The organism is Fredinandcohnia quinoae (assembly GCF_022427965.1).
GTDB lineage: Bacteria > Bacillota > Bacilli > Bacillales > Bacillaceae_L > Ferdinandcohnia > Ferdinandcohnia quinoae.
On sequence record NZ_JAKTTI010000026.1, the window covers coordinates 1 to 12,687 of the forward strand.

General features: G+C 35.2%; 14 protein-coding genes. 12 read left to right on the forward strand and 2 right to left on the reverse strand.

Annotated elements, in window-relative coordinates:
* Positions 1-86: 86 nt before the first annotated feature.
* Positions 87-287, reverse strand: coding sequence for a hypothetical protein (locus MJG50_RS15130; RefSeq protein WP_240256589.1), 201 nt, complete (start codon positions 285-287; stop codon positions 87-89).
* Positions 288-490: 203 nt separating this feature from the next.
* Here MJG50_RS15130 and MJG50_RS15135 point away from each other — a divergent pair, with 203 nt between their 5' ends.
* On the forward strand, positions 491-772 hold the full coding sequence (locus MJG50_RS15135; protein ID WP_240256590.1) for a DUF6509 family protein: 282 nt from the start codon (positions 491-493) through the stop codon (positions 770-772).
* Between the two features lie 132 nt (positions 773-904).
* Positions 905-1,849, forward strand: coding sequence for a manganese-dependent inorganic pyrophosphatase (locus MJG50_RS15140; RefSeq protein WP_240256591.1), 945 nt, complete (start codon positions 905-907; stop codon positions 1,847-1,849).
* Between the two features lie 45 nt (positions 1,850-1,894).
* Here the strand turns inward: MJG50_RS15140 and MJG50_RS15145 are convergent, their stop codons facing one another.
* Positions 1,895-2,485, reverse strand: a complete 591-nt coding sequence (locus MJG50_RS15145; protein WP_240256592.1) for a guanylate kinase — start codon at positions 2,483-2,485, stop codon at positions 1,895-1,897.
* A 253-nt stretch (positions 2,486-2,738) separates the two neighbouring features.
* Here MJG50_RS15145 and desA point away from each other — a divergent pair, with 253 nt between their 5' ends.
* The 10 genes from desA (at position 2,739) to hutH (ending at position 12,684) form a co-directional block, all read left to right on the forward strand.
* A complete protein-coding gene (desA, locus tag MJG50_RS15150; RefSeq protein WP_240256593.1) occupies positions 2,739-3,773 on the forward strand; it encodes a Delta(5) desaturase DesA in 1,035 nt (344 codons plus the stop codon).
* 64 nt (positions 3,774-3,837) lie between these two features.
* Positions 3,838-4,971 (forward strand): sensor histidine kinase, encoded by a 1,134-nt coding sequence (locus tag MJG50_RS15155; protein WP_240256594.1) that lies wholly within the window; start codon positions 3,838-3,840, stop codon positions 4,969-4,971.
* A complete protein-coding gene (locus MJG50_RS15160; protein WP_240256595.1) occupies positions 4,968-5,567 on the forward strand; it encodes a response regulator in 600 nt (199 codons plus the stop codon). The genes MJG50_RS15155 and MJG50_RS15160 overlap by 4 nt, the downstream gene beginning before the upstream one ends.
* 159 nt (positions 5,568-5,726) lie before the next feature.
* Complete coding sequence (locus MJG50_RS15165) at positions 5,727-6,824, forward strand: HD-GYP domain-containing protein (protein WP_240256596.1); 1,098 nt, start codon at positions 5,727-5,729, stop codon at positions 6,822-6,824.
* A gap of 276 nt (positions 6,825-7,100) precedes the next feature.
* Positions 7,101-7,937 (forward strand): aldo/keto reductase, encoded by an 837-nt coding sequence (locus tag MJG50_RS15170; RefSeq protein ID WP_240256597.1) that lies wholly within the window; start codon positions 7,101-7,103, stop codon positions 7,935-7,937.
* 141 nt (positions 7,938-8,078) lie between these two features.
* Positions 8,079-9,233 carry a thiolase family protein gene (locus MJG50_RS15175; RefSeq protein WP_240256598.1) on the forward strand — a complete coding sequence of 385 codons (1,155 nt, stop codon included), beginning with the start codon at positions 8,079-8,081 and terminating at the stop codon, positions 9,231-9,233.
* Positions 9,234-9,298: 65 nt separating this feature from the next.
* Positions 9,299-10,063, forward strand: a complete 765-nt coding sequence (gene fabG / locus MJG50_RS15180; RefSeq protein WP_240256599.1) for a 3-oxoacyl-ACP reductase FabG — start codon at positions 9,299-9,301, stop codon at positions 10,061-10,063.
* A 21-nt stretch (positions 10,064-10,084) separates the two neighbouring features.
* Complete coding sequence (locus MJG50_RS15185; protein ID WP_240256600.1) at positions 10,085-10,537, forward strand: MaoC family dehydratase N-terminal domain-containing protein; 453 nt, start codon at positions 10,085-10,087, stop codon at positions 10,535-10,537.
* Entirely contained in the window at positions 10,534-10,932 is a 399-nt protein-coding gene (locus MJG50_RS15190; protein ID WP_240256601.1) for a MaoC/PaaZ C-terminal domain-containing protein, read from the forward strand. Before MJG50_RS15185 ends, MJG50_RS15190 begins: the two co-directional genes overlap by 4 nt.
* A 225-nt stretch (positions 10,933-11,157) precedes the next feature.
* Complete coding sequence (gene hutH / locus MJG50_RS15195; protein WP_240256602.1) at positions 11,158-12,684, forward strand: histidine ammonia-lyase; 1,527 nt, start codon at positions 11,158-11,160, stop codon at positions 12,682-12,684.
* Positions 12,685-12,687 lie beyond the last annotated feature (3 nt).

The following is a 12,687-nucleotide window of genomic DNA, read 5'->3' on the forward strand; positions in this document are numbered from 1 at the left end:
AAATGAAAAAAAACTGTAGGCAAACTCGAAAATCTTCGAGTTTGTCTACAGTCTGCCGCTTACCTTAAGTAAGCGTTTTTTATTACTTAATTAATAAGACTGCCGTTCATTTCGAGAGTTTTCTCCCTTTCTACCTCAATTGATGAAACAATATATGCAAAACCATTTAGGACAAAAATCATTACATTTGATTGTACCCGTTCAATTTCCCCTAAATATGTGTTCAAAAGAATAATAACAGAATAAAGAACAACAAAAAATAAAGCAATCTTATTAAGGATAATCAAATCTACACAACTCCTTTAAAAGGGATCTAATATTATCTTATTTAGCAAATAGTAGTCTTATGTATTTTCTTTTAATGTGTTAACATAGTTTGAATAAGCTGGAACCTCTTAAATTCTTTCACGTGGGAACGAATTACATGTATAATATGAAGGGTTCTTTATGAATTTATTAATGAAGTATCAATCGGAAGGATGTATAGAATATGGAAATAATCGGACATACAGTTGAGAAACTTAATGACCCAACCGGAATTTTAGTTGGAGATCGGTATGAATTTTTTATTAATATTGATGTCCCTGAAGATGATGAATTGTTTTCTGGTAATGGTATACATATAAAGGTTATATTTGCGGTAGACGAAAATGGAGCTCGAATTGCCTTGTATCATCTTATTGAGAATGTAACGAATCAATACTTTGACTTTGAATTAGAAGATGATGAACTGGAAATGATAAGTGAATATTGTAAAAAGCATCTAGAATAATTCGCACAATATTAAATGTTTTTAATAAAAATATATAATAAAATATTGTAAATTTCTTTATCGAATACGTTACTTTGTGTAAAATGAAAAAAGTAATGGAAAAAGATTCTTAGTAAGTAAGGAGTAATTAAAATGGAAAAAGTATTCGTATTTGGTCATAAAAATCCTGACACTGATTCTATATGTTCAGCGATTGTGCATGCTGAGCTTAAAAAACAACTTGGAATGACAGTCGAACCAATCCGTTTAGGAGAAATTAATAGTGAAACACAATATGCATTAGATTATTTCAAGGTAGATGCACCTCGCTTAGTGGAGAATGTAGGAGATGAAGTAAATTCAGTTATTTTAGTTGACCATAACGAACGTCAGCAAAGTGCGGATGGAATTGAAAATCTACGCATTTTAGAAGTAATTGATCATCATCGTGTCGCAAATTTTGAAACTAGCGACCCGTTATATTTTCGTGTAGAACCAGTCGGCTGTACGGCAACAATCTTAAATAAATTATATAAAGAAAATAATGTATCAATCAGTAAAGAAATGGCTGGTTTAATGTTATCTGCTATTATTTCAGATTCATTATTGTTCAAATCTCCTACATGTACTGATGAAGATATCCAGGCTGCTCGTGAATTAGCTGGAATTAGTGGTGTGAATGCAGATGAATATGGATTGGAAATGCTTAAAGCAGGGGCCAATGTTAGTGATAAAACGGCTTCGCAACTAATTTCATTAGATTCAAAGGAATTTGCAATGAATGGAAGCAAGGTGCAAATTGCACAAGTAAATGTTGTCGATCCGTCTGAGTTAATGTCTCGCCAAGAGGATCTAGAGGAAGTAATGAATAAGGAAATTAATGAAAAAGGCTTAGATCTGTTCTTACTTGTCATTACTGATATTTTAAATAATGATTCGGTTGCAATTGCAGCTGGTGAGAAGGTTTCGGCTGTTGAGAAGGCATATAACGTAACTCTTAATAATAACACAGCTGTTCTTAAAGGGGTTGTTTCCCGTAAGAAACAAGTTGTACCAGTATTAACTGAAGCATTTTCAAATTTAGTTTCAAAGATATAAAGGTTAAAAACACCGTTCTTTAAATGAGCGGTGTTTTTCTAATAGTTAATAATCATCTGATACTAATTGGCGATCTAAATAGGTTTCGATCATTTCACTTATTTGAAAAGATACTTGTGGCAAGTCATAGTTTTCATACACATGTTCACATTCTTTTTTGTAGTCCAATGTATCATCATAATGCTTCATATGTTGTTCGATAACTGATTCTTCATCACCACGTTGTTTTTGCCGTTGATACACAGTTTCTCGGTCTGCATATACAAAAACACGTATTGCTTTTTCTCCATACATTTTCTTTAAAACTTCTGCTCCTTCTGGATTCAGTGTTAAATATACGATCTTGTGTTTTTTGAATAAATTAACAATATCTACTTCACGAAGGCCATAAAAGTGACCATCGATTTCCACGCTTTCAAGGAATTCATTTTGTTGTTTCATTTGTTGAAAAGTTTCCTTGCTTACAAAGTGGTAATCTTCTCCATTGTTTTCAAAAGGGCGGGGACTTCGTGTAGTGAATGAGGGAACAGTCTGCATGTCAAAAGCTGTAGCAACCATTTTGGCTAGCGTCTTTCTGCCAGAGCCATCAGGACCAGTGTAAATAAAAATCATTTCTTTTTCTTTTAATTTGTACATAAATACCTCCCTATATTGTTTAGATTATTAATTGTAGCAAAATTCTGTAATTTAAGTATAACATAAAATGTACGAGATTTTCTATCGTGACATAAAATGTTCGAAATTTTTTTCTGAATTGTTTCAGATTTTAATACAAATAGTACTCGCTATACATGACATTTATCATGTTTTGCACATGACATGTATGTCTACAGTTATTTCGATAACTCATTTATCATTAAACTTAACATAGTGAGAAGGGATAGATTGAATGGCTAACGAACTTAATCACAAACATTTGAAAAAACAAGTAGCACCTTATGAAAAATCAAATATAAGGGAAAGTGTTTGGCAACTTGTGAATACGCTAATACCATTTTTCGTATTATGGATCCTTGCCTATCAAACATTAAGCATCTCATACTTCATTTCACTTATTTTTTGTATCGTTGCTGCTGGATTCTTGGTTAGAGTATTTATCATTTTTCATGATTGTTGTCATTACTCGTTCTTTAAAAGCCGTCGTGCAAATAAAATTCTTGGAACAATTACAGGTGTTTTAACTTTATTTCCATATAGTCAATGGCAACATGATCACTCAGTACACCATGCCACTAGCTCAAATTTGGATAAGCGGGGTACAGGGGACATATGGGTATTAACGGTCGATGAATACCTAGAAGCAACGTTTTGGGAAAAAGTCGCTTATCGTTTATACAGAAATCCATTTGTTATGTTCATATTAGGGCCAATTTATGTCTTTCTCATTGAGAACCGTTTTAATAGAAGACGTGCTCGTATGAAGGAAAGACTTAATACGTATTTGACAAATATTTTAATCGTAGCAGCTGTTACTTTCATGTGTTTTGTGATTGGGTGGGAGTCATTTCTGCTCATCCAAGGAACGATCTTCATGATTTCAGGAACTTTAGGTATATGGCTATTTTACGTACAGCATACTTTTGAGGATTCTTATTTCGAAGAGGATGAAAACTGGGAGTATGTAAAAGCTGCAGTTGAAGGAAGTTCATTTTACAAATTACCAAAACTACTTCAATGGTTAACAGGTAATATCGGTTATCACCATGTTCATCATTTAAGCCCAAGAGTTCCAAATTATAAGCTTGAAGATGCACATAATAACACGGTTCCTTTACAAAATGTGCCTACAATTACATTAGCTACAAGTTTGCGCTCACTCAAATTTCGTCTTTGGGATGAAGAAAATAAAAACTTTATTAGTTTTAAAGAAATGAAACAGATTACAGTAAAACAAAAAAATAGACAAAATGTCCAGCTTCGTTAAATAAGCTGGATTTCTTTTTGAACTGTGATATCATACTTGTAAATTAAGTAAAATGAGGTTTTGTATGAAAAAATATCTTTTTTTTCAAAAAGGTTCGGGTATTTCTCCATATATTTGGGCTGTTTTTAGCATTCTACCTTTTTATTTTATATTTCAATCATCGTCTACACCTGAGATAATTGTTGGAATCACACTCACAATCATCTTTTTTATCGCACTTCGATTTGCTTTTATATCTAAGAGATGGCCAGTTTATTTATGGACATCAATTTTAATTGCTATCTCGATTACGATGACATTATTATTTCAATTTATCTATTTTGCATTTTATATTGCGTACTATAACGGAAATATTAAAAACCGGATTGCATTTTTAACACTTTACATTATCCACCTTGTTTGTACGACAATTTCGATCAATTATAATGTTGTGATACAAGATCCTTTATTCTTAAAACAATTGCCTTTTATTATCATCATTTGGATAAGCGTGATTTTACTTCCTTTTAATATATATAATAAAAAGAAACAAGGGCAACTTGAAGAACAATTAGAGTATGCCAATAAAAGAATATCAGATTTAGTAAAACAAGAGGAGCGGCAAAGAATCGCACGAGATTTACACGATACATTAGGTCAGAAGCTGTCACTAATTGGGTTGAAAAGTGATTTGGCTCGAAAAATAATATACAAGGATCCTGAGCAAGCAAAAAGTGAATTAAAGGACGTCCAGCAAACTGCAAGAACTGCTTTAAATGAAGTGCGTAAAATGGTTTCACAAATGCGTGGGATTCGAATTAAAGAAGAGCTAATCAGGATTGAGCAAATTTTAAAAGCAGCAGAAATTAACTTTATTTTAAATCATGAAAATAACTTATCTAACGTATCATTGTTTCTTGAAAATCTTTTAAGTATGTGTTTGAAAGAGGCGGTAACGAATGTAGTGAAACATAGTCAAGCCAAAACGTGCTGGATTGATATCGAGCAAACTGACAAGGATATCTGTATTAAGGTAAAAGATGATGGCATTAGTATGGATGAAAACTATGACCTAAGTAATGGTAGTGGTTTGTTGGGAATTAGGGAAAGATTAGATTTTGTAAATGGTAGTTTAGATATTTATTCCAGCAATGGAACAACATTAATAATGAAAGTTCAAAAGATAATTATGGAAACAGATAGGGAGGGTATTAAGTGATTCGAATCGTTATTGCTGAGGACCAACGAATGGTGTTGGGCGCTCTAGGTTCTCTGCTCAATCTGGAAGATGATATGGAGGTTGTAGGGAAGGCGAATAATGGCCAAGAAGCTATTACCCTCGTTCATGAGCTACAGCCAGATATATGTATGATGGATATTGAAATGCCGGAGAAATCAGGATTAGAAGCAGCAGAGGAATTAAAAAAACAAAGCTGTAAAGTCATTATCCTAACTACCTTTGCTCGTACTGGATATTTTCAACGTGCTCTGAAAGCAGGAGTGAAGGGGTATTTATTGAAGGATAGTCCTAGTGAGGAATTAGCAAGTTCAATACGTAGTGTAATGAATGGTAAGCGAGTTTATGCTCCTGAATTAATGGACGATCTATATAGTGAAGAGAACCCACTTACAGAACGAGAAAAAGTCGTCTTAGAGCTAGTTGCTGATGGGAAAAATACAAAAGAAATTGCTGATGAGCTTAGTATTAAAACAGGTACGGTTCGAAATTATATTTCTGCTATTTTAGATAAGCTCGAGGTAAAAAATCGCATTGAAGCAATCACACAATCAAAAGCAAAAGGTTGGTTTAAATAATAGTATGAAGTAAAACAAGTGTAATGATTGCACTTGTTTTTATTTTGGAAAATTATAAGTAGAAAGATGATTCAAAATAATTGTCGGTTTTTGTCGTATATTATATAATAGAAAATTATAGGTAAAAATGTGACAGGAGAGACGAAAGACATGCGTTTAATGGCGTTAGATAAATGTCAGTCTGGGTCGAAATTAGGAAAAACTATTTTTCACGAAGATGGCAGGGTACTGTTAGCACAAGGGGTAAAATTAACTGATACATTAATTCATAGTTTGAAAAAGATGAGTATATATACTGTTTATATAGAAGACGAGGCATCTACAGGGATTGAGATTGTAGACTCCATTCCAGAGGAATTACGTGCGGAGGCAGTAAATGTTATCAATGATGGTTTAAATTCAATTGCAAAATTGAAAGATGACAAACCAAATATACAAAATATGATGAGATCGGACCGTGCAATCAGAGGCTTTAAAAAAATATTTAAAGAAATACATAAATGTTTGAACGATAACCGTGCAGCATTAAATTTATTAGCAGCAACTAAAATTCATGAAAACCATGTGTATACACATAGTCTTAATGTAACAATTTATGCATGCCAATTGGCAATTGCTAATGGTCTACCGTTAAAAGATATTGAAGAAATTGGCCTTGGAGCAATGTTACATGATTTAGGGAAGCTATATATCCCATCTGAAATCCTTAACAAACCAGGTAAACTTACTGAAGAGGAATTTGAAATGATGCAATCCCATTCGGAACTAGGCTTTGATATACTCAGGAAAATTCATGAGATACCATTGCCAGTTTCACATTGTGCACTCCAGCATCATGAAAGAATTGATGGAACGGGCTACCCTAGACGTTTAAAAGGAGACGAAATCCATAAATATGCCAAATTACTAAGTGTTGCAGATGTGTTTGATGCTGTTACAAGCCACCGAGTCTATCGACCTCCAATGTTACCACATGAAGCTCTTGAATTATTATTCGCAGGAAATGGAACCCAATTTGAACATAGACAGGTTCAATTATTTAAAGAATCTATTGCCGTATATCCACCAGGGTTAACCGTGAAATTAAATGATGGGCGAACAGGTATCGTATCTAAGTATAATTTTTATGCAGTGGGAAGACCGGAAATAAGAATTATTAAAGATGAAGAGAATCAAGAAATTAAGCCCTATGAAATTGACATGGCCGCAAAGGAAAATTTAACGGTTAAGATTGTTGATTCAGATACTTTGTTGTAAGAGAGAAGTTGAATCAAATGCGCCTTGGCGTATTTGCGCCCAGATTTTTTCGAGCTTGCGGGAAAAGCTTCCTTTTAAAATCTGAGGCATCCGCCGGAGGCTTTAACTTTATTCAGTCGGGATTTGAACCCCCACTGAATTGGTAATTGATTTGCATTCATCTCACCACTTATAGAAGTGGGAGACTTCTGCTGAATAAAGTTAAACCTTTTTATTTGAATTATCAATGATGATGTGGGAGACTATATTATTGTTAAATGAGGGAGGTAAAAATAAATGAATAATTTACAAGCAACAACTACATTACATAATGGTGTTAAAATGCCATGGTTTGGTTTAGGCGTATTTAAAGTGAAAGATGGCCAGGAAGTGATTGATTCTGTTAAAGCAGCACTAAAACATGGTTATAAAAGTATTGACACTGCAGCTGTATATGAAAATGAAGCAGGTGTGGGACAGGCGATTAAAGAGGCAGGAATACCAAGAGAAGAGTTGTTTATTACAACAAAATTATGGAATTCTGATCAAGGATATGAAACTGCATTACAAGCATTTGATGCAAGTCTTGAGAAACTCGGGTTAGAATATATAGACTTATATTTAATCCATTGGCCAGGTAAAGACAAATATAAAGAAACATGGAAAGCACTTGAAAAATTATACAAAGATGGACGTGTTCGTGCAATTGGTGTAAGTAATTTTCATGTTCATCATTTAGAAGATTTAATCAAGGATGCTGACATTAAGCCGATGGTCAATCAGGTGGAATTTCACCCACATTTATCTCAAGAGGAATTACGAGCTTATTGCCAAAAAGAAGGAATCCAACTAGAAGCATGGTCTCCACTAAAGCAGGGTGAGTTATTATCAGACCCAACTATTATCGCGATTGCAGAGAAATATCAAAAATCTCCAGCACAAGTTATTTTACGATGGGATTTGCAAACTGGTGTAGTAACTATTCCAAAATCAATCAAAGAGCATCGCATTCGTGAAAATGCCGATATTTTTGATTTTGAATTACAATCAGAGGATATGGAGAAAATTAATTCATTAAATAAAGATGAGCGTGTAGGTCCAAACCCAGATGACTTTGAGGTTGGATTTAAGTAAATATAGCTTTAAACATGTAGATACTATTCTGCATGTTTTTTTTATTTTAAATTTGTGGAGATGATTGAAAATTGTTATGATTTAGATAACGATACTCATAATTTTATAGAGAAAGATTCTAGTTTACTAGGAGGGATATCAATGCGGGAAGTTGTAATTATAGAAGGTGTTCGGACACCAGTTGGGAAACGAAGAGGGATGTTAAGTAACATTCGCCCAGATGAATTAGCCGCCCAAGTACTTAAGGAATTAATGGTTCGAACTAATCTTTCACCTGAGCTTGTGGAAGATGTTATTATGGGCTGTGTTTCCCAAGTTGAAGAGCAAAGTTATAATATTGCTCGTACAGCTGTATTAATGGCAGGATTTCCACAACATGTTCCAGGAACAACAATTGACCGACAATGTGGTTCAGGTCAACAAGCTATTCATTTTGCATCACAGGCAATTTTAAGCGGTGATATGGATATCGTCATTGCGGGTGGAGTAGAGAGCATGTCACGTGTTCCATTAGGTTCATCGCGTCAACATTCAACATGGAGTGAAACATTAACCTCAAGCTATGAAATGATTCACCAAGGGTTGTCGGCTGAACGAATTGCTGAAAAGTGGGGATTTACCCGTAAGCAGCTTGATGAATATTCGCTACAAAGTCATAAAAAAGCACTAAAAGCACAAGAAGAAGGCAGATTTAATAATGAAATTATGCCGATTGTGGTTACATTAGAGGATGGAACAAAAGCAGTTATAAAGCATGATGAAGGACCCCGGAAAGAAACAACCCTTGAAAAGCTAGGCTCCCTTAAGCCTGTTTTTAAGGAAGACGGAATGATACATGCAGGGAATGCAAGTCAGATGAGTGATGGGGCGGCTGCATTATTAGTAATGTCAAAAGCTAAAGCACTTGAACTAGGGTTAACTCCTCGATTTCGAATTCTCACACGTACTGTTATAGGTTCTGATCCAACCTTGATGTTAACAGGTCCAATCGAGGCAACGAAGCGAGTCCTTAAAAGGAGTGGACTTTCAATTGAAGATATTGAAACTTACGAGGTTAATGAGGCTTTTGCACCTGTCCCGTTATGCTGGTTAGAAGAAATAAAAGCTGATCCGACAAAGCTCAATCCAAATGGTGGAGCCATAGCATTAGGTCATCCTTTAGGAGCGACAGGAGCAAGAATTATGATATCAATGATGAATGAGCTTGATAGAATTGATGGACGATTTGGCCTTCAAGCCATTTGTGAAGGTGGTGGTATGGCAAACGCAACAATAATCGAAAGACTTAAAGATTAACATAAATTGATGATGGTAACCTATTATTCTTAAAAAAATTTAACGATACTCTGGAGGTACATACAATGGCTGGACGATTTGAAGGTAAGGTAGCATTTATTACAGGTGGGAGTCGAGGAATAGGGAAAGGAATCGTTGAACTTTTTGCATCAGAGGGAGCAAAAGTAGCATTTATCGATGTGAATGAAGAAGCATTAGCAAGTACTACAAGTGAACTGAACGAAAAGGGGTATGCAGTATATTCAAAGATTGCTAATGTGATTGATGCTGAACAAGTGGAAAGCGCTGTCAAAGATGTGTATGAAAAGTTTGGAGCAGTTGACATATTAGTTAATAATGCAGGTGTTATTCGTGATAACCTTCTATTTAAAATGACTGATTCTGATTGGCAGTTAGTAATGGATGTTCATTTGAAGGGTTCCTTTAATGCAGCTCGTGCAGTTCAAAAATATATGGTTCAAAATAAATATGGTCGTATTATCAGTATTTCTTCTACATCAGCACTAGGTAATCGCGGACAGGCGAATTACGCAACAGCAAAGGCTGGTTTACAAGGATTAACGAAAACACTGGCGATTGAATTGGGTAAATATGGTATTACTGCTAATGCTGTTGCACCTGGATTTATCGAAACTGAAATGACAAAGGAAACAGCTGAAAGAATTGGGATTTCTTTTGAAGATTTGATCACAGTAAGTGTGAATTCGATACCTGTCGGGAGATCCGGAAAGCCTGAGGATATTGCAAATGCAGTTGCATTTTTTGCTGATGAAAAATCATCATTCGTTAATGGTCAAGTACTTTATGTTGCGGGTGGTCCTAAAAATTAAATTGGGGGAGTGGTTGCATAAATGTTCTCTACGTTAATAGGCAATGTCTCAAAAAAAGTGAAAAATACGGTTGAAAAAGGTGTAGTTAAAAAATTTGCTGAAGCGATCGGAGATGTACATCCAATTTATTTGGAAGAAGAGGTTGGGAAAAAGTCAATCTATAAAAGGAATATTGCACCACCCACATTTCCAATGGTTTTCGATTATGGGAAGATTGAAGGTATTGATTTAACAGTAAAAGGGTTAATTCACGGTGAACAAGTGTTTCATTATGAAAGGCCGTTATTAATAGGTGAAGATATTAATTGTTACACGGAAGTTAAGAATTATGTGGAGAAAAAGGGATCTTCGGGGACAATGGGTTTCTTAACCTTAAATAGTTATGGTGAAGATATGGAAGGGAAGACCATTTTTACAACGAAAATGGTTGTTATTATTAATGATGCAGTTAGAAAGGGGTTGATGTTGTCATGAAATTAGTTGAATTACAGATTGGTGATTCCCTTAATGACGTTCAGCTCAATCCTGTTACGAGGCTGGATTTAATAAAATATGCAGGTGCTTCTGGAGATTTCAATCCAATCCACACTATTGATGAAGATGCGAAAAATGCAGGATTACCTGGAATTATTGCCCATGGTATGTGGACGATGGGGAATTTAACAAAGCTTTTTACACCATTTTACCAGGAAGGCTTTATACAAGATTATGTCATTCGTTTTAGGGGAATGGTGTTTTTAAATGATACGATTACACTTAAGGCAACATTAACAGGCATAAATGAAAATGCTCTTCAATTCAACGTAATGGCACTAAATCAGACAGAAGATGTGGTGATTAAAGGAAATATTGTGTTCAAGATCCTTTAGTACAGTATCATACTACTATATTAATATACTAAAATTTACCAAATCTATTGACATTCGAAACCGCTGCCAATTAAAATAAAGTTAAATATTTAGCCAATAGGTAAAATTCTGAATAAAATATTATTATTCTAGGAAAAGGAGGCGATGTTGGTATTGATCATACCATAGTCGTCTCTTTTTCTGATTTCTGAATACCTAGACAGGCTAATTGGTAGGAGGATTCTTATGGTCGAATTAACCGGGCATTCATTAACCTTGGAACAAATAAAACGTGTCTGTTATGATGCGGAGTTAGTGTCAATTAGTAAGGACAGCATTAAAAAAGTAGAGGAAAGTAGAAATGCAGTCGAAAAAATTGTTAGCGAAAAGCGAATAATTTACGGTATCAATACTGGGTTTGGAAAATTCAGCGATGTTATGATTGCCGATGATGATGTGAATGACCTACAGTTAAACCTAATTCGCTCCCATGCTTGTGGAGTTGGGGATCCTTTTCCTGAAGTAGTGTGTAGAGCAATGGTGCTGCTTCGATTAAATGCATTATTAAAAGGGTACTCTGGGATACGGACGATCATTGCAGAAAGACTTGCTATGTTATTGAATTTTGGAATTCATCCAATCATTCCACAACAAGGCTCATTAGGTGCATCTGGAGATTTGGCTCCATTATCACATCTTGCACTTGTATTAGTTGGGGAAGGGAAAGTACATTACAACGGAAAGATATGTTCCACTTGTGAAGTATATAAAAAAGAAGGGATAGACCCAATCGTCCTACAGGCAAAGGAAGGCTTAGCTTTGATTAATGGTACACAAGCAATGACTGCAATGGGAGTTATTAATTGGCTAGAAGCTACAAATCTTGCTTTCCAGAGTGATTGGATAGCAGCAATGACTATAGAAGGACTTGAAGGAATCATCGATGCATTTCATCCTGCTATCCACGAAGCGCGTGGGTACTCACAACAAATCGATGTAGCAGAACGAATGAGAATTATTTTAACCGGCAGCAAATTAATTACAAGACAAGGGGAGAAACGTGTTCAAGATGCATATTCGCTTCGCTGTATACCACAGGTCCATGGCGCTTCATGGCAGGCACTTGATTATATCAAAGAAAAACTTGAAATTGAGGTGAATGCTGCTACTGATAATCCATTGATTTTTGATGGTGGGGAAACAGTAATCTCAGGCGGTAACTTCCATGGTCAGCCAATTGCAATTGCAATGGATTTTATGAAAATTGCAATTGCCGAATTTGCAAACATTTCGGAAAGAAGAATTGAAAGACTTGTTAATCCACAATTAAATGACCTGCCTCCTTTTTTAAGTGCTCAGCCAGGCCTCCAATCTGGAGCAATGATTATGCAATATTGTGCGGCAGCTCTTGTATCTGAAAATAAGACATTGGCACATCCAGCAAGTGTGGACTCCATTCCATCCTCTGCTAATCAGGAGGACCATGTGAGCATGGGAACGATAGCGGCTAGGCATGCTCATACTATTATTCAAAATGTGCGTAGAGTTCTTGCAATTGAGTGTATTTGTGCACTACAAGCAGTTCAATATCGAGGGATTGAGAAGATGGCGCCTGATACAAGGAGATTTTACGAAGAAGGTCGAAAAATTGTTCCTTCAATTACCGAGGACCGTGTATTTTCAGACGATATCGAACGAATGACAGATTGGTTGAAACAGGCTACTTTTTCGTTAATTCCATTAAAAAAAGAAAATAGTTTTCTAGAAAACTAAATG